Genomic DNA, 23,610 nt, shown 5'->3' with positions numbered 1-23,610 from the left:
CCCCTGCCACCCCACTGGCCCCACCAGCCCCTGAGGTCCCACCGGCCCCTGAGTCCCCACCAGCCCCTGAGGCCCCACCGGCCGCTGAGGCCTCACGGGCCCTTCCGGCTTCTCCGGTCATCGCGCGGTCAGCTCCCCGGGGCCAGGTGGGCCGGGAAGCCTCCGGTGGCGACGGGGCCCCAGCGCTCCGGGGTGACCCGGATGATCGACTTGCCCTGCTTCACCATCGCGGCCCGGTACTCGTCCCAGTCCGGGTGCTCGCCCGAGATGTTCCGGAAGTACTCGACGAGCGGCTCGACCGAGTCCGGGGCGTCGATGACCTCCGCCGAACCGTCGACCTGCACCCACGGCCCGTCCCACTCGTCCGACAGGACGATCACGCTGACCCGCTCGTCGCGCCGCGCGTTGCGGGTCTTGGCGCGCTCGGGGTACGTCGACATGACGATCCGCCCCGCGTCGTCCACGCCGCAGGTCAGCGGGGATCCCTGGGGGCGGCCGTCGGCCCGGACGGTGAGCAGGACCGCCCGGTGCCGGGGGCGTACGAACGCCAGCAACTCGTCGAGCTCCACGGCGGTGTTGGTCGCGATGTTCGGTGCCATGCCCACCACCCTACGACCGGCCCGGGCCCGGCCCGGGGAAGCGCCCCGACGACAGGGCCTAGCCGGGCAGCGCCTCGCCCTGGACCGCCTGGATGTCCAGCTCCACGCGCAGGGTCGTGCCGATCGCGGAGATGCCCGCCTGCACGACCTGGTTGTAGTTCATCGCGAAGTCGGCGCGGCGCAGTTCGGCGGTGGCGTGGAAGGCCGCGCGCACCCCGCCCCACGGGTCGGGCCCGGTGCCGAGGTAGCTGAGGTCCAGGTCGACGGGGCGCGAGACACCGTGCATGGTCAGCTCGCCGTGGACGGTCCAGCGGTCGGGGCCCGCCGGGTCCAGGCCGGTGGAGCGGTAGGCGATCTCCGGGTACCGGTCCACGTCCAGGAAGTCCGGTGAGCGCAGGTGCTTGTCCCGCATCTCGTTGCCGGTGTCGATGCCGGCCGCCCTGATCACCGCGTCGACCCGGGAGCGGGAGACGTCCTCGGCGATCTCGATCCGGCCGCCGAAGTCGGTGAAGCGTCCGTGCACGCTGGAGATCCCGAGGTGCTGGGCGACCGCGCCGACCGAGGAGTGCGCGGGGTCCAGCGACCAGACGCCGGGCGGCGGCAGCTCCACCCCGCCCTGGCGGGCCAGCACGATCTGGCCGCCCTCGATCCGACCGCTCGCGGTGACGAGGGCGGTGGAGGCGGCGGGCGCGTACCCGACCGCCGTGACGATCACCGTGTACGCGCCGGCCGCCAGGGAACCGTCCGTGCGGACGGCCCCGTCCTCGTCGGCCGCGGCGCGCAGCACCTGGGCGCCGGTCATGTCGGTGACGGTGACGACGGCGTGCTGGACCGCCCAGCCGTCCCGTGTCCGTACCTGTGCGCGAAGTCCCATCCCGTATCTCTCTCTTCTAGCTCGATGACCCGGGGCCGGCCCGAAGGAACCCGGGGCCACATGAGTCGGGCCCCGGGGCGGTCACGGCAGGCCGTCCCCTGCTCGCCGTACCCGCCACCGGGGCCCATTTCCACCCGGTCGTGACAGCCTCTCCGCTGAAAGTGCCGTCCGACCAGGGGTCTTCGCGATCCCTTCACGTGCCGGCGCGCATCCCTATAGGTGCACGCGCGCCGGTGCCGCGGGGATCAATCACTCACCGGGGTGAACGAGTTCGATGTCGTGCCCGTCGACTCCCGGGCCGCTCACGGTCAGCGATCCGGCCACCGGCGGGTAGCCGGTCGCGATGACCGCGTACTCGCCCGCGTCCAGGTCGGTGAAGGCGTACGCCCCGTCCTCGCCGGTCGTCGCGGTGGCGACCACGTTGCCCGCCGCGTCGATCAGCGTGACCCGCGCGTCGGTCAGCGGGCTCCGGGCGGACCCGGCCCGCACGACGCCCCGGACCAGCGCACCGGACCGCAGCGCGGCTTCGACGCGGGTGACGCCCTGGCCGCCGATCTCCACGGGCAGCGCCAGCGGACGGAAACCGGCCGCGTTGACCGCGACGGTCACGGAGCCCGGGATCAGCTCGCCGAAGGCGAACTCACCGGACGGGCCGGACGCGCCGGTGGCCAGCACGTCGCCCCGGACGTCGGTCACGACGACCATCGCGCCGTCGACGGGTGCGCCGGACTCGGCGGCCTTGACCGTTCCGGCCAGTCCGCTCGTACCGGAGAGCAGGATGTCGAAGGCGAGCGGCTCCTCACCGACGACCACCGTGGACGCCTGCGGCTGGAAGCCGTCGGCGGAGGCGATCAGCACGTAGCTGCCGGAGCCGGGGGCGTCCAGGGTGTAGCCGCCGTCGGGCCGGGCCACGGAGCGGCCGAGCTGCCGGCCGCCCAGCGAGATCAGGGTGACGGCGGCGCGGGCGACCGGAGCGCCCTCCGCACCGCGCACTACACCGTGCACCGGGGTGCCCTGGGCGGGGTCGCCGGTGCCGTACGGGGCGGACCCGGTGGCGGGGGTGGGCGCGGGGGCCTCGGCCGTGTCGACCGTCGTGACCCCGGCCGCGCCCTCGGAGGCGAGCCCGGCGGCGCCGACGGCGGCGGGCACGGGGACCTCGGCCGTCTCCACGGCGGACGGGGCGTCGGCGGAGGGGCCGGTGGGAGCGTCCGCGGCGGCGTCGTTCGCCACGCTGCTCTTCAACGCCACCTCCTTGATGAAGATCGTCACGATGAAGGCGACGAGCGCGGCCGGAGCGGCGTACAGGAAGACGTCGGCGACGCCGTGCCCGTACGCGGCCTCCATGACCAGGCGCAGCGGCTCGGGCAGCTTGTCCAGGTCGGGGATGCCCCCGCCGCCGGTGCCGCCGTGGCCGAACGCCGCACCCTCCGGGCCGAGGTCGGCGAGGCCGTCCTTGACGTAGTGGGTGACCCGGTTGCCCAGGACCGCGCCGAGCGCCGAGACGCCGATCGCACCGCCGAGGGAACGGAAGAAGGTGACGACCGAGCTCGCGGAACCGAGGTCCTCGGGAGCGACCTGGTTCTGGGTGGCGAGGACCAGGTTCTGCATCATCATGCCGATGCCGAGACCCATGACGAACATGTAGACCGCGACGTGCCAGTACGCGGTGTCGTACCGGATCGTGCCGAGCATGCCGAGCCCGGCCGTGACCAGGAAGCCACCGGTGACCAGCCACGCCTTCCAGCGCCCGGTCTTGGTGATGATCTGGCCGGAGACGGTCGAGGAGAGGAAGAGGCCCGCGATCATCGGGATGGTCATGACGCCGGACATCGTCGGCGACTTGCCGCGCGCCAACTGGAAGTACTGGCTGAAGAAGACGGTGCCCGCGAACATCGCGATGCCGACGAACAGCGAGGCGATCGAGGCCAGCGTGATGGTGCGGTTGCGGAAGAGGCGCAGCGGGATGATGGGTTCCTTGGCCCGCGACTCGGTGAAGACGAAGATCAGGCCGAGCAGGACCGAGCCCGCGACCATCACGTACGTCTGCCACGACAGCCAGTCGTACTTGTCACCCGCGAAGGTCACCCAGACCAGCAGCAGGGAGACGGCGGCGCTGATGAAGAACGCGCCGGTCCAGTCGACCTTGACGCCCTCGCGCTTGACGACGGGGAGCTTCAGGGTCTTCTGGAGCACGATCAGCGCGATGATCGCGAACGGCACACCCACGTAGAAGCACCAGCGCCAGCCCATCCAGCTGGTGTCGGTGATGACGCCGCCGAGCAGCGGACCGCCGACGGTGGCGACGGCGAAGACCGCGCCCAGGTAACCGCTGTAGCGTCCGCGCTCGCGCGGGGCGATCATCGCGGCCATGACGATCTGGGCGAGGGCGGAGAGGCCGCCGACGCCGATGCCCTGGACGACGCGGCAGGCGATGAGCATGCCGCTGCTGGTCGACAGACCGGCGACGACCGAGCCCAGGACGTAGATGATCAGGGCTATCTGGACCAGCAGCTTCTTGCTGAAGAGGTCGGAGAGCTTGCCCCAGAGCGGGGTGGTGGCGGTCATGGCCAGCAGCGAGGCCGTCACGACCCAGGTGTAGGCGCTCTGGCCGCCGCCGAGGTCGGAGATGATCTCGGGCAGGGCGTTGGAGACGACCGTCGACGACAGGATCGCGACGAACATGCCGAGCAGCAGCCCGGTCAGTGCTTCCATGATCTGCCGGTGTGTCATCGGCGTGCCGTCGGAGGCGCCGGTGGCGCCGGCGCCACCGTGCCCTCCGTGCTTGGCGTGGCCGCCCCGCACACCGGTGGGTGTGGTCGTAGCCATTGAGTTCCTTATCCGTGCGAATTTGCTTCTGTTACACAGGTGTACGGGTGTGAGCCTCGTCGCCGAGGCGGGTCCTGCACTCGCCGCTGTGGCTTCCGGGGGTGCAACCGCCGGAGCCGCGACAGGCGAAGCTGTCGCGCAGCCGGGACAGCAGCGCGACGAGCCGGCCGACGTCGTCGTCGGTCCAGTCCTGGAGGTTGTGGCCGAACACCTCGGTGGTCCGCCGGGTCAGTTCGTCGAGCTGCTCGTGCCCGCCGGGGGTCAGCCGCAGGATGCGGGACCGCTTGTCGGTCGGGTCCGGAGACCGTTCGATCCAGCCGCGATCGGCCACATGGGCCACGTGGCGACTGGTCACCGACATGTCCACGGACAGCAGCTCGGCGAGCCGGCTGATCCGCATCTCGCCGTGCCGGTCCAGGAGGGTCAGTACGGCGGCGGATCCCGCGGGACATTCGTGGGGCAGTGCCCGGGCCAGCCCTCTCTTGACGGCCCCGACGGCGCTGAGCTGCCGGGCCAGTTCCTCGTAACTACTCCGTGCGGCCACGGGAACCCCCAGCACACTCACGACCATGTTGTTGCTTAGGGCAACGATAGAAGCCGTTGGTTGCTACAGGCAAACGAAAACGGCCTTGCAGAAGTAAAGGAACGCAAAAGCCTCCGTAGGGTCCGGGTCAAGCCCGTTCCCCGGCTGCGGCGACGCAGGTCGGACGGGGTGCGAGGTGGCCCGGGGGTTGGGTGGTGGGCCCGAGTTCGCTAGGGTCCTGCCCCATGGCACACAACCCCCACGCCCCTCAGCCGGGCCCCGAGGGCACCCCTGACCCGGCGGGCAGCACGCAGATGTTCCGCGCCTTCGTCGACGAGGGCGAGCCGCAGCGCCGGCAGCAGCCGGCGGCGACCTCTTCCGGGCCGAAGGTCGGGGTGATCGCGGCGGTGATCGCGGTCGTCGTCGTCCTCGGCGCGGTGGCCTGGCTCGCCCTGGGCTGACCAGCGCTCGTAGTGCCGCCCGGGGCGGCGCGTGCGCGCCCTGTACGACGCGTTCTCCACGTACGACGGGTCGGGCGGGTGCGACCGCGTCGGGCGGCGCCGCGACGCGTGCTGCGCGTACGGCGGCGAGGCAACGCGTGCGGCGGAACCTACGCGTGCGCGCCCGCGGCGACCACAACGCCACGTACGGCGGGCGGAACGGGTACGACCGCCGGCACGGGTAGGACCGCGGAACGGGTACGACCGCTCGATCCGGCCGCACGGGAGACGGAAGGCGGAGCCGCGCGATCGGCCGCCGCTCCGCCCCGGGCGGCCTTCGCGCGTGACGGGCTCCCCGCCTCCGGTCGGCCGGTCAGCTCACTTCCACACGGCCGTGACGTCGCGTGTCTCGACGCGCATCCCCAGCGGGACCCGCCAGGAATCCACACAGACGGTGTACGTCTCCGAGCGTGCCGCGCCCGCGCGGATGGGCGCGGGCAGGGGCTGCGACGAGGTGATGGTCGCCCAGTCGACGCCCAGGGCGCCGATGATGTGGGTGGCGAAGGTGACGGTCCCCGAGCGCGCCGGGGAGCCGCCGGTGTTGTGGAACTCGACGGTCACCTTCTCGCACCACCGCTTGTCCGCCGCCTCGCGCTGCGGTGTGCTCAACGTCAGCGCGGCCGGGGTCGCGGGCGGAGCGGGAGGTTCCGGATTTCCGGGGCTGCCGGGGCCCCCGGGGTTGCCGGGGTTGCCGGTGCCGGGTTCGCCGTCGCCCGGAGGGGAAGGCGTGCCGGGCCCGCCGCCCGGCTTCGACGGCTTCGAGGGATCGGCCGGGCCCGAGGGCTTCGCACCCGGCCCGCGGGGCGAACCGCCCCCCTGGCCGCCCGGCGTCCGGGTGCCCGCCCCGCCGGGACCGTCCTGGGCGCGCCCGGGCTCGCTCGTACCCGGGGAGGAGGGCGCGGACGAGGGACCGTCGGCCCCGCGACCGCCGGGGCCGCGTTCACCGCTCCTGCCGCCCTCGGGGCCGTTCGCGTCCAGCGGGACCAGGGTCACCTTGCCCGAGGGCTTTCCGTCGCCGTTCGACGGCCGGTCCCCGTCGGCGGCGGCGCCCACGGCCACGTATCCGTCGTCGCCCGGTCCGCTTCCGCAGGCGGTCAGGAGGCCGCCGCCCAGACACAGCGCGGCCGCCGAGGCGGCGATGGCGGTGCCCCGGCGGCCGGTCGAGCCGAATGTCTGACGTCGCATCGCGCCAGTGTGGCTGACGGTCCGTCAAATAAGAACCCCGGTGCGGGGACCGTCGGAGTCCGGCCGGACTCCGACGGGCGGGCTCAGTCCGCGATGAGCCCTTCCCTGAGCTGCGCGAGTGTGCGGGTCAGCAGCCGGGACACGTGCATCTGGGAGATGCCGACCTCCTCGCCGATCTGCGACTGCGTCATGTTCGCGAAGAACCGCAGCATGATGATCTGGCGCTCGCGCGGGGCGAGCTTGGCCAGCAGCGGCTTGAGCGACTCGCGGTACTCGACGCCCTCCAGCGCCGCGTCCTCGTACCCGAGGCGGTCGGCGAGGGAGCCCTCGCCGCCGTCGTCCTCGGGGGAGGGGGAGTCCAGGGAGGAGGCCGTGTAGGCGTTGCCGACGGCGAGACCGTCGACCACGTCCTCCTCGGAGACCCCGAGCGCCCGGGCCAGCTCCGGCACGGTCGGCGAGCGGTCGAGCTTCTGCGCGAGCTCGTCGCTGGTCTTGGTCAGGGCGAGCCGCAGCTCCTGGAGGCGTCGGGGGACCCGCACGGACCAGGAGGTGTCGCGGAAGAAGCGTTTGATCTCGCCGACGACGGTGGGCATCGCGAAGGTCGGGAACTCGACGCCGCGTTCGCAGTCGAACCGGTCGATCGCCTTGATCAGGCCGATCGTGCCGACCTGGACGATGTCCTCCATCGGTTCGTTGCGGCTGCGGAACCGCGCCGCGGCGTACCGCACCAGCGGGAGGTTCAGTTCGATCAGCGTGTCCCGCACATAGGTCCGCTCCGGACTGTCCGTTCCCTCGGGGCCCGAAGCGGGGCCGAGCGCGGCGAGCCGCAGGAACAGGGAGCGGGACAGCGTGCGGGTGTCGATGGCTTCCGGCGAGCTGGTGAGCACGGCGGGTGCCGGCACGCTCTTCGTGAGCGTGAGCACCTTCGAGCTGCCCTGTTCTTCGGACATGCCACCCCCTTGAGGTCGCGGACGGTCGCGGTGACCGCGACCATCGGAGGAACGCAGCCTCCACCTGAATACCGGAGGCGGGGCTGCGGCAAACGCGCTTCGAGCAGAATGTCACATGTCGGCAACACGCTGTAGTGACATGTCGACAAGTCAGCGCCGAATCCGCCCTGGAAACAGGGGGTGTAGGTCTTTTATGCCGTCAGAACTGCTCTCTGGACGGTCTACCCGTTCCGACTACGCCTCGATCCTGTTTGCGGATCTCAGCCGGGCGAAACTTCTGGCGAGAAGCCTTGACACATGCATCTGGGAGACGCCCAGCTCGGCGCTGATCTGAGACTGGGTCAAGTTGCTGTAGTAGCGCAGCAGAAGAATCCGCTGCTCGCGCTCGGGGAGCTGGACGAGGAGGTGGCGTACGAGGTCGCGGTGCTCGACGCCGGCGAGTGCGGGGTCCTCGTAACCGAGCCGGTCGAGCAGCCCCGGCAGCCCGTCGCCCTCCTGGGCCGCCTCCAGGGAGGTGGCGTGGTACGAACGCCCCGCCTCGATGCAGGCGAGCACCTCGTCCTCGGAGATCTTCAGCCGCTCGGCGATCTCGGCGGTGGTCGGGGACCGGCCGTGGGCGGTCGTCAGGTCCTCGGTGGCGCCGGTGACCTGGACCCACAGCTCGTGCAGCCGGCGGGGGACGTGGACGGTGCGCACGTTGTCACGGAAGTACCGCTTGATCTCGCCGACGACGGTGGGCATCGCGAACGTGGGGAACTGGACCCCGCGGTCCGGGTCGAACCGGTCGATGGCGTTGATCAGACCGATCGTGCCGACCTGGACGACGTCCTCCATCGGTTCGTTGCGGCTGCGGAACCGCGCCGCGGCGTACCGCACGAGGGGGAGGTTCGCCTCGATGAGGGCGGTCCGGACCCGGCGGTGCTCCGGAGTGCCCGGCTCCAGGCCCTTGAGCTGGCCGAAGAGGACCTGGGTGAGCGCCCTGGTGTCGGCGCCGCGGGTTCTGGCGGGCCGCGCGGAGGGGTCCGGGGTCTCGGTCTGGATCTCCTCGGCCCGGACGGCCTGAACGGTCTGGACGGTCTGGGGAGGCACTTGAGGCGCTGTACTGGCCGGCACGGTGACGCCACCCCTTTGCGGTCAACTACGGTCAACTCATCCGTCAAAAGCGGTCATAGCATCACAAGACATGTCCACTGTGTGCAAGCACCTCATAGTGCCGTGTTGAGTTCATAAGGGTTTAAACAGAACAAAAGAAACCCCCCACCCGGCGGGCGAGGGGTTGCCGGGACCGGGACGAGCCGGCGCCGGGGGGTGGTCAGAAGGGGTAGTCGGCGATCACCCAAGTGGCGAATTCCCGCCACTGGCCGGCGGCGGCCTGGTGGGCCGGGTGCTCGATGTAGCGCTTGAGCGCGTCCTCATCGGCGACGGCGGAGTTGATGGCGTAGTCGTACGCGATCGGCCGGTCGGTGATGTTCCAGGCGCACTCCCAGAACTCCAGCTCCGGAACCTGCCCCTCCAGCTCCCGGAACGCCCGGTCCCCGGCGACGACCCGCGGATCGTCCCGCTCGACGCCCTCGTTCAGCTTGAAAAGGACCAGGTGGCGGATCATCGCACTACTCCTACTTCACCAGCTCTGACATGAAGTCACCGACGCTCTGCGCGGCGGTGGAAATGCCTTCGAACCCTACCTGGACCAGCTCGGCGGCCCGCTGCGGAGACATGATGATCGTGTACAGCACGAAGACCACCACTATGTAGATGATGATCGTCTTTGCCTTGGCCACAATCCTGCCTCCCCGTCGACCCCGTGTGCGATCGGGCGATTGTATCCGCACGGATGGGCGCATCCGGTGGCCGTTTTCGATCACTGATGCGTCTTTTAGGGACCTACGTCCCCACCATCGAGGCCTTTCGCCCGACCACACGGCTCCCGCCGCCCGGCAGGATGGAGAGCGAGCCCAACGGGACCAGGCAGGACCCGGAGGGCCCGGAACAGGGCCTCTCTGTGGGGTCACCGCCGCGCGATCCCCCCTGACCGCGGCGGAGGACCAGCAGGCCCTGTTCTCACCGGGGGAAGCGGCTTGTCCCCCCGATGCCGCTTCCCCCGACCTGAACCGTGAACCGGAGCGCCCGGCCGCCGTACCTTCTCTGTACGGCGGCCGGGCGCTCTGCCGTTCCGCCGTACGCCGACCGCAGCGCGACGGGCGGCGGCGACCGCGATCGAAGGCAGGGCGACGACCGGCGCAGGCTTCCCGCCGTGAGCCCCCTGGGCGTCCAGCGGGAGAGCGGGAGCCGCCCGACCAGAGAGCGACCTCGCACCTGAGGAGACGGAGAGCACGCACACGGGCCTGACCGTCTGCGGCAGAACAACCCCGCACGCGCGGGGACCACGGGCTCGTCGAGGACTACTGCGGCCGGGACCTGGGAACACCCCCGCATGCGCGGGGACCACCGGCCGCACCAAGTCCCGCGCGTCCGTCCTCGGGGGATCAACCCCGCACGCGGGGAGCACGACGCGTCGGCGTACGGGAACAGGCTGCCCCCGGGAACAACCCCGCACGCGCGGGGACCACATGACGGTGCGGGCCTGGTCGGCGCCGGAGAAGGGAACAACCCCGCACGCGCGGGGACCACCTGCTCCGGCCGCGTAACGCAGGCATCAGCCAGGGAACAACCCCGCACGCGCGGGGACCACCTGCTCCGGCCGCGTAACGCAGGCATCAGCCAGGGAACAACCCCGCACGCGCGGGGACCACCTGCTCCGGCCGCGTAACGCAGGCATCAGCCAGGGAACAACCCCGCACGCGCGGGGACCACGGGACGGTCCACGAGCCCGCGATCTGCCGCAGGGGAACAACCCCGCACGCGCGGGGACCACGGATCACGAAACAAGAGGCCCACAAGGGCCTGGGAACAACCCCGCACGCGCGGGGACCACCTCACGCCGATGTCCCCCCTGCTGAGCGTCCAGGGAACAACCCCGCACGCGCGGGGACCACCAGTCCCAAGCGGCTGTAGTCCAGCCGATGATCGGAACAACCCCGCACGCGCGGGGACCACTCCCCGGAGATCTGGCAGTACGTGTCCGGCCGGGGAACAACCCCGCACGCGCGGGGACCACCTCGACGAACAAGGCGTCGAGCCCGAGTGGACGGGAACAACCCCGCACGCGCGGGGACCACTGGCAGAAACATGGGCGCCTGACACAGGCCGAGGGAACAACCCCGCACGCGCGGGGACCACCGGGCCGAGTGGATGCCGTACGAGCGCCGCGGAGGAACAACCCCGCACGCGCGGGGACCACTCGTAGACCCGGCACATAGGCGCTTGGGGCATGGGAACAACCCCGCACGCGCGGGGACCACATGCACGGGCCCCCGATCAACACCCCCGCCGAAGGAACAACCCCGCACGCGCGGGGACCACGGGGCGACAGGGCAGCCCGGGGGTCAGGGGGTGGGAACAACCCCGCACGCGCGGGGACCACCTTGGGAGAGGCCGAGGAGGATTCCGGCGAGGAGGAACAACCCCGCACGCGCGGGGACCACTGTCACCCATGGCGGGCCTCCGTGTGTGCGTGGGGAACAACCCCGCACGCGCGGGGACCACCGGCTTGATCGGGTACGGGCTGCGGGCGTAGTGGGAACAACCCCGCACGCGCGGGGACCACACTCGCTGACCTGGTGTTCTATGTACACGGAGTCCTGTTTTTACTCACTTCTCCGAATTCCGGCATATCCGTCCTTGTGTCCTCTATCGGACATCGGTCCATCCCTGCCCTCGCACCCCCGGCTACCTCCCGCCCCCGAACCGCCGTCGCTTCGACGCCTTGCTCCAGCCCTGGCGGGGTACATCGACCGTCGGGCTCCCCGGGCTCCCCGGGCTTTCCGCGCGTGGGACGCGGGCGGTCGGGCGGTGGATGAGTGTCAGGCCTTCGTGGTCGGTCGGGTGCCAGGTGTGGTCGTGGGTTTCGAAGGCGTAGCCCTGCTCGCTGTCCGTCTGGTAGGCGAGCAGGGCACGGCCCTGGCCGGCGTACGTGCGTACCTCGGTCCACAGAAGGTCACGGATGCGGGTGGACGGGGCTCCGAGGAAGACGCCCGGGGAGATCTCCAGCAGCCAGCGGGTGAGGAAACCCCTCAGGCCCAGCGGGCAATTGGTGAGGACGATGACGGTCACCAGACGATCTCGTCTCCGTAGTTGCGGCCGCCCTCGACCAGGACGTCTCCGTCGGACTGGAGCGTGACCCGATCCGACGGCGTGCCGTCCTCCCGGGCCGTGTCGCGGGTGCCGTCGTAGCCGAGGAGGTCCTTGATGTCCTGAACGCAACGGTCCAGCAGCCCCGCCCGATTGATGCGGTCCCGGAGCATCCGGCGGGTCCGGGAGGCGATGTCGTCCGTCCCCTCGACCGCCGCGTCGAAGGCGGCCGGAATGGCGATCTCCGTCTTGTAGAAGTCCGCGACATCCATGACGAACGAGCGCTCGTGTCCGGAATGGACGAATCCCAGCCCGGGGGAGCAGCCAAGTGCCGCGACCACGGAGTGGGAGACCCCGTACATGCACTGCGCGGCGGCCGTGACGGCCTGGTTGGGGGCGTCACCGGCCGAGAAGTCCCCGCGGTGGTATTCGCGGCGTCGCCAAGGGACGCCCGTGCGTACGGATTCCCGTCTGTAGCACTCCTTCAGCCGTCGGCCTTCCATGCCGAGGAGATTCTGCCGGGTGCAGCCTGTCGTGTCCTCGCCCGGAAACCGCAGCCGGTACATGGCGCGCGCCACGTCGAGCCTGGTGCGCCGGTTCGCCCAGGCCGTCGCCTGGGCCTCGATCAGGCCCGAGGAACGGGTGAGCGCCCGGCCGCCCGCGTAGTAGCGGACTCCGTGCTCGCCGACCCAAGCCACGCCCGCGCCGCTGTCGCCGAGGAGCGCCATCGCCTGATGGGTGACGCGAGTGCCGGGGCCGAGCAGCAGGGTTCCGATCGTGGCGGACGGGATGTGCGTGACGCCGTCCGCGTCCTCGGCGGTGATGGCGTTGGAGTCCCGGTGGACCGTGCACCGTTCCAGGTAGACGAACGAGAGCCGGTCGCCGACCCGGGTCAGCTCGCGAGGAGCGGAGGCCCCCCGGCGGCCGACCGTGCTCACCCTTCCCCCTCCCGCCGTACCGGGGCCAGCGTCATCAGACCGCAGCCGTACGCCTTCGCCTTTCCCAGACCGTGGGTGAGCGTGCGGCGAAAGAGGTCCGGGTCCGTGACGCGGAGGCGCCCGTCGAAGGTGACCTTGGTGATCTGTACGTCGCCGCTCCCGCGCGCCGGCTCCGACGTACGTCGGAACTGGAGCGGGATCTGGTCGCGGACGATCAGTTCGTACGCGTCGCCCTCGGGCAGCAGCTGTCGCTCCACAGGCTTGCGCACGACCTCGAAGCCGGCCTTCTCCTGCCGCGCCAGCAGCCAGTTCATCTGGTGACGGGGAGTCCGGTGCGCGGCCCGCTTGGTCCGCTCCCCCTCCTTCACGTACGCGTGGCGCACGTTGTGCACGGGGTTCGCGGTGAGCCTGAATCCCCAGATGTCGTTCGGGTGGAGCGCGGAGAGGAAATCGGCGTACGCGAACGTCGTCCACCCGGGTTCGTCCGAGGCGGGCCAGCCCGCCTGCTCGACCAGGTGGGTCAGGTCGGGGCGGTTGGGGCTGACGACGTAGAGCAGCGTCTCGGAGGTCGTGTTGCGGTCCACCCGCCACAGCACCCGGGGGCCGGAACCGTCGCGGGAGGGCGGGGTGGGAAAGGAGGCGTTCACCGCGCCGTGCACGCGATGTGGTGAGCCGAGCAGCCGACGGCCTTCTGACCGGCCGGTGTTCACGCGGAATCGGGTGAGGTACATCAGTCGGTCCTTGTTACGGGCGGGACGGGTGTGGTGGGCGTGACGGGCATGGCGGACGTGGTGGGCGTGACGGGCGTGAGCAGGGCCGTGGGTTCGTGGGGCGGCTGTGCCGTTCGGGTCCCGACCGTTGTGGGCACGCTGGCCTCGGTCGTCCGTACACCCCGCAGCCCGTACCGGCGGTGACGCGGATCGAAGCTCACCGGGAGATCCCGCAGCGTGATGTCCGGCAACCGGCCAGGGCCGGGCGGGCTGTCCAGCAGGAGATCCAGGCGCACTTCGGCGGGCGGTGACTGGCCTTGGCGTCGGAACGAGGTGTCGCGGCGGGTCCGGTACCAGCCGGACGCCTCCCACGGTGCTTCCCTGAGGGCCTGCTCCAGTTCCCCGTCCAGTGGCTCGGTGATCGTCACCGGCTGCGACGGCGGGCAGGAACGACGGCCCAAGTAGGGGAGGAACACCGGCTCCAGCAGTGCCTCGTACAGTCGTTGTACGAGCCCGGCCTCACCGCTCACTCCGGCTACGAACACCGCGTCGGCGAGGTAGAAGCGCTCCGACAGCGGCATGGCCTTGAGCGTGTCGCTGTGGCGTGCCGTCTGGAAGTCGCGCAGCCGGCTCCCCGGTTGGTCGATGCGGACACCGAACTCCAGCGCCGCGAGGTCGGTGAGATCGGCGTCCCGCCTGCGGCCTTGTGCGGCGGCGAGAAGGCCGATGACACCGCTCTTGGTCGGCGCGTTCTCCGTGGTCCGTCGGGTGAAGCGGGCAGCGGACCCCCAGGACTGGAGAGGGCCCGCGAGCCGCAACAGCAGCACGGTCATGCCCTGAGCTCCGCCGCGAGGTCCGGGGCATCGGCCGTGCCGGGGCCCGATCCGTCGGCGGTTCGTCCTGCGGCCTCGGGGGCGAGGCGGGCGGCCACGGCGTCCCCTACGGAGGCCAGCAGCTCGGGCAGGGTCACGGACGTGCCCAGCGCCTCCAGCGCCTTCGTCTCCCTGCCCACTCGGACGACCCAGCCCTCCGGGCCGTCGGAGAGACCGAAGCCCGCCTCCAGGTCCGGCACGAACTCGGCCAGCTTCGCGCAGCTCCCCGTGAGGAACCCGCCTTCCCTGCCCACGGTCACGGGCTCCTCGAACGCTGCCACGTAACTGACCGGGCGCCGGGAGCGGATCTTCACGATCACCGCGGCCGGCAGGGTCTGGTTGCCGAAGGAGTTGATCTTCCCGGTGGGGAGGGAGGTGATGAACCCTTCGAGGAAGGCCGTGACAGCCCGCCGGGTCGGCTCCGCGGGCCGGGCGCCGTCGTGCCCGGCGCCCAGGTTCTCCTGGAGGCGGTTCACGTCGAGTGCGGCGTAGCGGTACAGGGTGGCGGAGTTGAAGTCGACGGTTCCGATCATCCCGGCACCGGTCTCGGCGTCCGTGTTCCTGTCGTCGACCGCTGTGTAGTAGTCCGATTCGACCTCGACCGCGTGCACGCTCAGCGCATGGGCGACCTGGGCCGCAGCGTCCACGTTCAGGTCGGTCGAATCGGCGACCATGCGGCCGAACAGGGCGATGTCCACCGAGTGTTCGGTGAGAACGAGCTGCTTGACCCGCGACCTGTTCTCCTTGTCCTTGAAGAACTCCTTGAGCGCCTTGACGTCGCCCCCCTTCCCCCCTTCCACCGTCATCGCCGCGAGGGCGTCGTACTGCCGTCCGCTCAGGAACATCAGGTAGGCGGATTCCGCGGCGGGATCCTCCCCGTCCTGCTTGCTCTTGCGGGCGGGGACGACCTTCGAGCCGGTGGCCGTGGTGATGGTCTCCGCCGCCAGGCCCTGAGCGTCGGCACGCGAGAGCGACGGATCCAGATCCAGGATCCGGTCGGCGAGGACCTCCACGACCTTCTTGGTGCGAATGCCGAGTTCGGACGGGTCGAGCAGCTCCGCGAACGCCTTACGGGTCGCTCGCTTCCATGCCTGGCTGGACACGCGGGAGCGCCGCACGCCCCCGTAGGTCGCCGATTTCGGCGTCCCCGTGTCGTCGCGGTTCAGGTTGCTCGGGGGAACGGTCTGAAGAATGTGGATGTCGAGGATCGTCCGGTTCAGGGCCACGCGTGCTCAATTCCTTTGTTCGTCGTGCGTGAGAGATGTCCTGGGAGGAGGACAAGCCAAGGGCTAAGGGCTAAGGGCTAAGGGCCGAGGGGGGTGGCCGTGGGGTGAGCGCGGAGCTTCATTCCCCTGCCGCGTAGCCTCCGTACTCCTCGTCCGGGGTCAGTGCCCGGTCGACCGCGTCGCCCGCCTTGCCGGTGTCGCCGGTGTCGTGGACCGAGCCCGGCCTGCCCTTGCCCGTGACCGCGGCGAGATGGAATTCGCGGCCCCATTCCCGCTGCACTCCGGCCCGGTCCGGGCGGTGCTGCCAGCGGTAGAGCTGACCGGCCAGGCGGGCGTAGTCGAGGGGTTCCCGCGCACCCCGCAGGAGCAGCACGATCTCGCGCAGCCGTACGGCGACCGAATCGAGGGACTCCGCCGTCCCGGCCCGCACCAGGCGCTTGCGCAGCGGGGAGTCCTCCTCGTCCTCGGCCGAGGCCCCCTTCAGCCGGATCAGCGTGCGGACGGCCCCGCCCAGGTTCTGCCGCCTATCGTGCATGCCTGCGTCCCGGCACGACTGCTGGTGCAGGGCCCACAGGGTGGAGGCGAGGAAGACGGCCTCCTCGGCGAATGCGGGGCGGATGAACTCATCCCGGCCGTCGAGCAGCCGGGCCAACTCCTCCGTCCCACCGATGCCCCACAGGTCCTGGACCTGGTGGACCCGCTTTCCCGCGCCGCGTCGCAGTCGCGCGAGCTCCGCCACGGCGGAGGACGTGTTGGACAGATACTGAGGCTGGATCCGTGCGATGTACCTGCCCGTCGCGTGGGCGACCAGCCGGTGGTCGGGCAGCCGTTCGGCGGCGGGACCACGGTCCCGGCGCGGCTGTGAGGCGTCGGCGCCGGTCATCGTAGGGGTGATGGTCATACGGTCTCCTCCGAGAGAGCTTCGTCGGCGCGCACGGCGTGGCCGGCGTGGATGTCAGCGGTCGGAGCGTGCGCTTCCGGTAGCGGCCTGGGCAGCACCCTGTTGATCCGGGTCCGGAACCACAGGTCCGCCCGGGAGCTGTCGATCCAGCGCTTGCCCACACCCGGCAGCTCGATCACCCGCCCCTCGGCCGCCGCCCGGCCCGCCGCGTCGAGGAGCTCACGGCCGATGCCGAGCACGACGAGCCGGACGGTGTCCCGCCACGCGGCACGGGCCCGCTCCAGATCCGTGTCCTCCGCGAGATCCACCAGCCAGCGCCGGTACGGCCCGTCCAGTGCGCCGAATCCCTGGTCCCGGGCGGTGGCCGTGGCCGGCCCGGCCTCCGAACCGGACGCCCGCGCCAGGTTCCCGGCCAGGTGCCCCAGCGCGGACACGGCCCGCTCCGCGTCGGCGACCGCGTCGACCGCGACCGCCCCGTGCAGGCGTCGGTCCTGGTGGAGCAGTACGACCGGCAGGGCGATGGAGTCGTCCACCACGTCGTCCACCACGGATTGCTGCGTTCCGTAGACCGCGCCGACCAACCGCGTACGGATCAGCGAACCCTTCGGCAGCACGCCCTCGGTGCTGAGCAGGGCCAGCCAGCGCACGATCCCGGCCGGACGGCTCCGGTCCGTGCCCCGCCCGGTCGTGTCGCCGTCCTCCCCCTGGGGGTACAGCAGGCTCGCCAGGCCGCGCCACGCCGCCCGGCCGGGGTCGTGCTGGCGCGGGAGGTAGACCAGGGGACGGCCGAGCTTCTTCTCCTGCGCGGGGCTGCGGCGCCAGCCCGTCATCGGCTCCGTCTTCTGCCGGTTGGCGGGGGAGAGCGGGTCGCCGTAGCCGAGGACGACCCCGATGGCGTCGGAGCCCTCGGTGTGGAGGAGAAGCCGCCGGGACTGCCAGGTGTAGAGGTCGCGGGGCCCCGCCGGGCGAGGGGCGGAAGGGTCGCCTTCCACCACGCCGGGCCCCGGGGGCGTCTCACGGCGCCATACGGGAAGATCGGCCTTCGGCTCCGACGTCAGGATGTCCTCGTCCGTCGGAATCAGGTTGAGCAGCAGGGTCTCGCGCAGGGACGCGCCCTCGGCGAAGACGCCGCCGAGCCCGCCCACCCAGCCGACGCCCTGCGGGTAGACCTTTCCGCCCTTGACCCGTGCGTCGCCCTCCATGCCGGACTTGATCCCGGACGCGTCGTACGCATGGGTGTGGACGAGCCACCGGGCGGCCTCGGCGAGACCGAGCCGATGGACACCGGGCCGGCGCATGGAGAAGAACGCCTCGCCGTTCGGCACGTCCGCCACGATCCGGTTCAGCGAGGCGACTTCGTGCTTCTGCGTGTGCAATCCCGCGACCTGGAAGAACGGGCGCTCCGGATGGAGAAGATCGAAGCGGTCCCGGTGGCGGTCGAGATAGCCGGCGACGACCGCGAAGGAGTCCGGCTCGTCCCACAGCGCCTCCCAGTCCTCCAACTGCGCCGGGGCGCCGCCCGATCGGCCCGGGGCCTCGTCGTAGGCGTCGTACAGGATCGCCAGCAGTAGGCGCAGCAGGGCCAGCTCCTGTGTCGGGAGGTCGCCCACCAGCCGTCGGACCTCGCCCGCCCGCGCGAAGACCTCCCGCAGCGACAGCTCGCCGGTGGCGCCGTCCTCGTACTGGACGGGCAGCCACGGCCGGGAGACCAGGTCGAAAGAAGCCACTGACACCGCTTCGAGCCCCTTTGCTCTGTTCGTGCTGCGCGTGCCGACAGAACCCACCCGGAGTCCTTGGTCGGTGCTGTAGTGGACCTCCAACCCTGACAGACGGGTCTGACAGTCCTCGTCCAGAACGAGCAACAACTCGCCTGCCAGCCAGGGGCATTCCTTCACCTGCCAGGCCGGTACGACGAAGCGCTCCAGCTCCGCGATGGTCCGGTCGATCACTCCCGGATGCGTGAGCGACCGGGGCAGTGTCAACGCGCACGCGGCGACGACCTCGGCGGCCCGGGGCGGCGGAGGCGCATGCTCCGGCAGATCCAGCCCGCCGCGACCGCCGTCGAGCCAGCTCACCGTGGTCAGCCTGCCGTCCGCGCGGCGCTGGACCACCAGAACCTCAAGGCTCTCCTCGCTGTCCCGCACCTGCGCACGCCCGGTGCGGCTGTCGTCCGCGTCCCCGGCGTTGCCGTCGAGCCAGCCGAACAGGGGCCGACCGGGCCGCCGCACCGGCCCCAGCCGGAACACATCGGCCCGCTCCCGCTTCTCGGCCAGCCTGGTCAGGTACTGACGCCGGGCCTCGTCCAGCACGGGCGCCCAGTGCGCGGGCCCGACCGGCCGTTCGTCGTAGGCGGCCTGCACCAGGGGACTGATGTGGTCCGGCAGCACCAGCGGTACGCCGTCGAGGTGCGGCCCCAGCACGGCGAGGGCCCGCAGCAAGGTGTGCGGCCCCTGGTACACGGCGAGGGAGCCGCGTACGGGCACGGGCCGTTCGGCATGCCAGTCCTCCACCCCGGTGATCAGGCAACGGGCCCGTGAGAGGCGGGGCGGCCGGGTACGCGGATGGCGGTGCAGCCGCCCCATGCGCTGGAGCACCAGGTCGACGGGGGCGAGGTCGGTGACCAGCAGGTCGAAATCGATGTCCAGGGACTGTTCGACGACCTGGCTGGCCACGACGATGTGCGGCCCGGCGGGGCGGTCGCCACCGGGCCCGAACCGCTCGCGCAGCACCGTGTCGTTGCGTGCCCGGTCGGCTGCGACGAACCGGGAATGCGCCACGGTGACGGCCTCCGCACCGAAGTGGGCGCGGAGGTGCTCTGCGGCCTCCAGGACCCGGTCGACGGTGTTGCGTACGACGAGGGCGCAGCCGCCGTCCCGCAGCTCCTCGTCCAGCCGCGCTGCCAACAGCGCCGGTCCGTCGCCCAGCCGCTCCAGAACCACTTCGGTGCGCCGCCCGGAGGCGGGCTCGGGCCGGGCCGTCAGGACGAGCCCTCCGGGGGCGACGGCGGTGATCAACGGATAGGCGTCGTCGGGCAGGGCGAGGGCATCGGCGAGTTCGGGGGTCTCCTCCCCGGCGTACGCGGCGGCCAGCTCGCGCCGGCGGTGCGCGGGCAGGGTGGCGGAGAGCATGACGACGGGCACCCGGTAGGCGGCCAGCCACTCCAGTACGCGGTCGAGGTAGGCGCTCATGTACGCGTCGTAGGCATGCACTTCGTCGACGATGACGACCTTGCCGGCGACGGCGAGGTGCCGCAGTGCCAGGTGCCGGCTCTTGAGCCCGGCGAAGAGCACCTGGTCGACGGTGCCGACGGCGAAGGACGACAGCAGGGCCTTCTTGCGGCCGCGGAGCCACTGGTGGGCGTGGAGCGACGCCGGGTTGGCCCGGCGCGCGCCTCCCGCGCTGGAGACGTCCTCCACCTGGCTGTCCAGATCGACTGCCGTGATCTTCCGCCGGTCGGCCTTCGTCATCCCGGCCCACACCTCGTTGAGGGCCGCCTTGGCGTGGGCGAGGACCACGGAGCGCGGTCCGTCCGAGGGCAGTCGCTCCAGCCAGCGCAGCAGACGGGGGAACATGGCGTCCCCGGTGGCACGGGTCGGCAGCGCCACGAGGCACCCGCCGGCGCCCGTCCGGGCGGCCAGGATTTCCGCAGCCGCGAAGGCGGCCTCGGTCTTGCCCTCGCCCATGGGCGCCTCGATGATCAGGAGCCCGGGGCCCGGCAGCTCCTGGGCGACCCGTACGGCTTCCTCCTGTACGGGCCTGACCCCGGCACCCTCCGGTAGGTCGAACCGCTTCCCGAACAACTCGGCCGCGGTGCAGTCCGGTTGATCGGCGCGCCAGGGCCCCGGCAGGTCCAGCCCACCCCAGGCGGCCGTGAGCCGGCGGCCTTCCCCTTCCGGCCCCACGGGAGACCAGGAGGCGGGATCGTACGGGAACAGCTCGGAGGAGCTGGCGATCCAGTCGGAGACGATGACGATCGCGGTGAGCACGACCTGAACGGGCTGCGGCAACCGGACGGACCTCCACGCGCCGAACCGGCCCCCCACGCCGGCCCGAACGGCGCAGGCGTCCATCAGCTCGTCCTGGACGCTCCGCCACGTGTCCTGGCTCTCCCCGGCAGTACGCAACAGGTGGGGCCGGAGTCCGAGATCGTGGATGTGCTGGTGATCCGGCGGCGTGCCGTGGTGACCACCCGCTACCACCGCGAACTGCCCGGAGGCCCGCTCACTCCACCCGAACCGCTCCGCCAGCCACTCCTGGAGAAGCAGTTGCCCGGCCAGCCCGTGCGGAGCCATCCTGCGGTCCAGTCCGAACTGCTTCAGATACGGCATGGAGAGCCCGGCTGCCCGCATCCGGTCGGCGAGCCCGTCCACCTGGCAGGCGAAGGCGGGTGTGGCCTTTCCGATGTCATGGACGCAGGCGAGGAAGACGGCCACTCGCCGGGCGTCCTGAGCGCCTTGCGGGAACGCGTCCGCGATGAGCGCCTTGACGTTGTCGGGCACCCATTGGTCCCAGAGCCGCTCCGCGACAGCGGCGCTGTCCGCCATGTGCCGCCAGAGGGGGAGCCACTGCTCGGTCTGCCGATCGTGCTTGCCCCAGGCGGTGCGGGATACGGGGGACAGGCGGGCGTATGCCGAAAGGCTTTCCGGATGATCGCGGCTCATGGGCGTATTGGACATCGTCGACGTCCCGCACGGTCGCGATGACCGAGAGTGAATACAAGTGCGCGTATTTGATCGAGTGTGCTGTGGGGGAGCGCCCCTGCGCGTCGGGCCCATGCAAAGGGGGGCGTCTTTCTACCCCGTCGACCGGATGGGAAAGCCCCGCACGCGCGGGGACCACATGCTCGCCTACGACCACGACCTCTCGTCGTCGGGAACACCCCCGCACGCGCGGGGACCACTCGCTCACATCAACCTCTTACAACAGGGTGTTGGGAACACCCCCGCACGCGCGGGGACCACTGGGCGCTGCTGGGCTCGTTGCGTCAGCGTCAGGGAACACCCCCGCACGCGCGGGGACCACGGCCCCCATCATCTGAGGTCCGGTCACGCCGAGGGAACACCCCCGCACGCGCGGGGACCACCGTCGCGCAGGGCCTTGAGCAGTCGGTCGGCGGGGAACACCCCCGCACGCGCGGGGACCACGAGATCCCCCTCGGCTGGCTCACCGGCGGCGGGGGAACACCCCCGCGCGCGCGGGGACCACGGTGTTGTTCCAGTGGTCAGGGGCGGTGTCGCGGGAACACCCCCGCACGCGCGGGGACCACTAGAGGGGCGCGGCCATGGGACTGCGCGCCGGGAACACCCCCGCACGCGCGGGGACCACTGGAGGGGGCCCGCCATACGCAGTCCCCGCCCGGGAACACCCCCGCACGCGCGGGGACCACATGCGGTCGGGGCCCGGCGGGGCGGGGCGAGAGGGAACACCCCCGCACGCGCGGGGACCACTCGGGCCATCCGAGGATGCGGTTCAGGTCGCGGGGAACACCCCCGCACGCGCGGGGACCACCCGGGTGCTGCGCGCCCGCTCCGCCCGCCCGAGGGAACACCCCCGCACGGGCGGGGACCACTCGGCGACAACGTTGCTCGGGCTGCTCAAGCACGGAACACCCCCGCACGCGCGGGGACCACGTGGCGGGCCCGTAGGTGTCGGCCTCGGCGATGGGAACACCCCCGCACGCGCGGGGACCACGTCGGCGCGCACCCGGGTCAGGACGTCCTGCCCGGTGGGAACACCCCCGCACGCGCGGGGACCACAGGCGCGGCCGGCGCTGTCGGTCCAACCGGTGGGGAACACCCCCGCACGCGCGGGGACCACGTCAGGTCGTCGCTCATGTCGACGGCGGTGACGGGAACACCCCCGCACGCGCGGGGACCACAGTCCGTGACCTGCGGGTTTACTCAGGCGCGTGGTGCTTTTTGACAACTTCCCGAGAAATGGACATATCGCCCTCTGGTTGGTGTGCATAGGCCTGCTCGAAGCTTTAAGCGTGTCGGGAGTGATTCTGCCCTTCCAAGGCGGCGAGAGGCGGCCTCTTGAAGGAGGACGTCGGTGCACCTCGCTGAGGCCTGTCCGTGCCGGGGCTGTGAGGCAGGCGGGTTGTTGAGCTCAGACGGGTTTGAGGAGGCTGCGGAGGTTGCTCATGTGGGCCCTGATGTCGGCGATGTCGGCGGGGTGGGGTGTGTTTTCGGGGTCTGCGGTGTGGGTTGTGCGGCAGGGGTGACAGAGGCCGTCGGGGAGGGCTTCCGGTGGGCCGGGGCGTCCGCAGTCGGTGCATTCCATGAGGATGCGGCGGGTGGGGGCGGGGGGTTGTGCATGGTCGGTGGTGAGCCGGGGTGGGATTTTGTGGGTGAGGCGGTGATGGAGGAAGGCGCGGGGGTTGTCGACTTGGGCAGGGAGTCCTGCGGTGAGGGCGTGGGTCAGGTGGTCGGTATCGACGCCTCGGTCGAGCCATTGGGCGGCTTGCGGTTCCAGAGTGGTGCAGTCGTCGGCGGAGAGGATGAGGCGGTGGTCGTCGCGGCCGAGGCGGGCCAAGGCGAGGTAGGCGGGGGAAGGGCCGGCCGGGGAAGTGTGGGGCCTTGCGGTTTGGGTGTCCGGGGCGTGCGGTGCGGCCTCGTCGAACGGTGAGCCGGCCGGGGTGCGCTGGTGCGGTACGGCGGTGGGTTCGGGGGCCTGTTCCGGGCAGGGGGCTTCCGCGAGGGGAGTTTCCGGTGCGGGCGGCGGCGGGGCCTCTTCGGCCGGGGGCCTCGGAGGTGGGGCCGTGTCCAGGGCGGGGGTTTTGGCCATGGGGGCGGTGGCCAGGGCGGCTTGCTCGGTGGCGAGGTAGGCGTTCCACCACTCGTTGTCGCGTGCGGTGCGGGACCAGAAGGTGCGGAAGATCCAGCGGGTCTCGTCGCCCATGCCGAGGGGGCACCGGACGCGTCGTAGGTGCCCGGCGACGGACAGGCTGGTCAGGGAGGTGGAGATGGCCTGCTGGCCGTAGAGCGGGAGCTGCTTGGCGAGCTCCTTCACGCTCATCGCGGCGCCCTCGGGGAGGTGGTCGATGAACCCGGCGACGTACCGCTCACGGGTCGGCAGGAGGGCGAAGTCGCGTGGTGTGCGCTCCTGTTGGTCCGGAGCGCTGCGCTTGCCGTAGCCGGGCTTGGCCATCGGGTAGGCGGGTGAGGCTGCTGGGGCACGCAGGGCAGGGCTAAGGTGCTGGGTAGCCACGGGATCGTCTCTCTGGGTAGTGATCTTGTGGTGAGACCCCGGCCTGGTGCGACAACACCGCGTCGGGGTCGTTCGGTTCTCGCACCGTAAACAGTCGTCACGCTGC

18 protein-coding genes and 2 CRISPR repeat arrays are annotated in these 23,610 nt (G+C 71.4%); of the genes, 1 reads left to right on the top strand and 17 read right to left on the bottom strand.

Annotation, left to right across the window (positions count from 1 at the left end; translation table 11 throughout):
* Positions 1-128: 128 nt before the first annotated feature.
* From DTB53_RS14765 to DTB53_RS14750, 4 genes are all read right to left on the bottom strand, one after another.
* Positions 129-599, bottom strand: coding sequence for a PPOX class F420-dependent oxidoreductase (locus DTB53_RS14765; RefSeq protein WP_003967693.1), 471 nt, complete (start codon positions 597-599; stop codon positions 129-131).
* A 58-nt stretch (positions 600-657) separates the two neighbouring features.
* The gene (locus DTB53_RS14760; protein ID WP_012379979.1) at positions 658-1,473 is read right to left on the bottom strand and encodes a YceI family protein; all 816 of its coding nucleotides are present in this window, start codon (positions 1,471-1,473) and stop codon (positions 658-660) included.
* Positions 1,474-1,722: 249 nt separating this feature from the next.
* Entirely contained in the window at positions 1,723-4,203 is a 2,481-nt protein-coding gene (locus DTB53_RS14755; protein ID WP_459565346.1) for an MFS transporter, read from the bottom strand.
* 127 nt (positions 4,204-4,330) lie between these two features.
* The gene (locus DTB53_RS14750; protein WP_012379978.1) at positions 4,331-4,843 is read right to left on the bottom strand and encodes a MarR family winged helix-turn-helix transcriptional regulator; all 513 of its coding nucleotides are present in this window, start codon (positions 4,841-4,843) and stop codon (positions 4,331-4,333) included.
* Positions 4,844-5,067: 224 nt separating this feature from the next.
* Here DTB53_RS14750 and DTB53_RS14745 point away from each other — a divergent pair, with 224 nt between their 5' ends.
* Positions 5,068-5,283, top strand: a complete 216-nt coding sequence (locus DTB53_RS14745) for a hypothetical protein (RefSeq protein ID WP_003967688.1) — start codon at positions 5,068-5,070, stop codon at positions 5,281-5,283.
* Between the two features lie 357 nt (positions 5,284-5,640).
* Here the strand turns inward: DTB53_RS14745 and DTB53_RS14740 are convergent, their stop codons facing one another.
* The 13 genes from DTB53_RS14740 to DTB53_RS14685 all read right to left on the bottom strand — a co-directional run bounded on the left by DTB53_RS14740 (position 5,641) and on the right by DTB53_RS14685 (position 23,444).
* On the bottom strand, positions 5,641-6,507 hold the full coding sequence (locus tag DTB53_RS14740; RefSeq protein ID WP_012379976.1) for a hypothetical protein: 867 nt from the start codon (positions 6,505-6,507) through the stop codon (positions 5,641-5,643).
* Positions 6,508-6,590: 83 nt separating this feature from the next.
* Complete coding sequence (locus DTB53_RS14735) at positions 6,591-7,457, bottom strand: RNA polymerase sigma factor SigF (RefSeq protein WP_003967686.1); 867 nt, start codon at positions 7,455-7,457, stop codon at positions 6,591-6,593.
* A 234-nt stretch (positions 7,458-7,691) separates the two neighbouring features.
* Positions 7,692-8,570, bottom strand: a complete 879-nt coding sequence (locus DTB53_RS14730; RefSeq protein WP_003967685.1) for an RNA polymerase sigma factor SigF — start codon at positions 8,568-8,570, stop codon at positions 7,692-7,694.
* 199 nt (positions 8,571-8,769) lie between these two features.
* A complete protein-coding gene (locus tag DTB53_RS14725) occupies positions 8,770-9,063 on the bottom strand; it encodes a Dabb family protein (RefSeq protein WP_003967684.1) in 294 nt (97 codons plus the stop codon).
* Positions 9,064-9,073: 10 nt separating this feature from the next.
* Complete coding sequence (locus DTB53_RS36850) at positions 9,074-9,238, bottom strand: hypothetical protein (protein ID WP_003967683.1); 165 nt, start codon at positions 9,236-9,238, stop codon at positions 9,074-9,076.
* Between the two features lie 760 nt (positions 9,239-9,998).
* Positions 9,999-11,124: direct repeats of the CRISPR family, unit length 28 nt; unit sequence GGAACAACCCCGCACGCGCGGGGACCAC.
* A 122-nt stretch (positions 11,125-11,246) separates the two neighbouring features.
* Positions 11,247-11,630: a type I-E CRISPR-associated endoribonuclease Cas2e gene (gene cas2e / locus DTB53_RS14720; RefSeq protein ID WP_012379975.1), complete on the bottom strand. Its 384-nt coding sequence runs from the start codon at positions 11,628-11,630 to the stop codon at positions 11,247-11,249.
* Positions 11,627-12,586, bottom strand: coding sequence for a type I-E CRISPR-associated endonuclease Cas1e (cas1e, locus tag DTB53_RS14715; RefSeq protein WP_012379974.1), 960 nt, complete (start codon positions 12,584-12,586; stop codon positions 11,627-11,629). The genes cas2e and cas1e overlap by 4 nt, the downstream gene beginning before the upstream one ends.
* Positions 12,583-13,317: a type I-E CRISPR-associated protein Cas6/Cse3/CasE gene (gene cas6e, locus DTB53_RS14710; protein WP_012379973.1), complete on the bottom strand. Its 735-nt coding sequence runs from the start codon at positions 13,315-13,317 to the stop codon at positions 12,583-12,585. The genes cas1e and cas6e overlap by 4 nt, the downstream gene beginning before the upstream one ends.
* A complete protein-coding gene (gene cas5e / locus DTB53_RS14705) occupies positions 13,317-14,129 on the bottom strand; it encodes a type I-E CRISPR-associated protein Cas5/CasD (RefSeq protein ID WP_012379972.1) in 813 nt (270 codons plus the stop codon). The genes cas6e and cas5e overlap by 1 nt, the downstream gene beginning before the upstream one ends.
* A complete protein-coding gene (gene cas7e / locus DTB53_RS14700) occupies positions 14,126-15,394 on the bottom strand; it encodes a type I-E CRISPR-associated protein Cas7/Cse4/CasC (protein ID WP_012379971.1) in 1,269 nt (422 codons plus the stop codon). Before cas7e ends, cas5e begins: the two co-directional genes overlap by 4 nt.
* Positions 15,395-15,512: 118 nt before the next feature.
* The gene (gene casB, locus DTB53_RS14695) at positions 15,513-16,295 is read right to left on the bottom strand and encodes a type I-E CRISPR-associated protein Cse2/CasB (protein WP_012379970.1); all 783 of its coding nucleotides are present in this window, start codon (positions 16,293-16,295) and stop codon (positions 15,513-15,515) included.
* Positions 16,292-20,956 carry a type I-E CRISPR-associated protein Cse1/CasA gene (gene casA / locus DTB53_RS14690; protein WP_236586379.1) on the bottom strand — a complete coding sequence of 1,555 codons (4,665 nt, stop codon included), beginning with the start codon at positions 20,954-20,956 and terminating at the stop codon, positions 16,292-16,294. The genes casB and casA overlap by 4 nt, the downstream gene beginning before the upstream one ends.
* A gap of 149 nt (positions 20,957-21,105) precedes the next feature.
* A CRISPR array of direct repeats spans positions 21,106-22,173; the repeat unit is 29 nt; unit sequence GGGAACACCCCCGCACGCGCGGGGACCAC.
* Positions 22,174-22,403: 230 nt separating this feature from the next.
* Positions 22,404-23,444 carry a MarR family transcriptional regulator gene (locus tag DTB53_RS14685; RefSeq protein ID WP_012379968.1) on the bottom strand — a complete coding sequence of 347 codons (1,041 nt, stop codon included), beginning with the start codon at positions 23,442-23,444 and terminating at the stop codon, positions 22,404-22,406.
* Positions 23,445-23,610 lie beyond the last annotated feature (166 nt).

The sequence above is a fragment of the Streptomyces griseus genome (assembly GCF_900460065.1).
Lineage (GTDB): Bacteria > Actinomycetota > Actinomycetes > Streptomycetales > Streptomycetaceae > Streptomyces > Streptomyces griseus.
The sequence above is the reverse complement of the archived record's forward strand: the minus strand, read 5'-3'. Positions and strand labels throughout refer to the sequence as shown.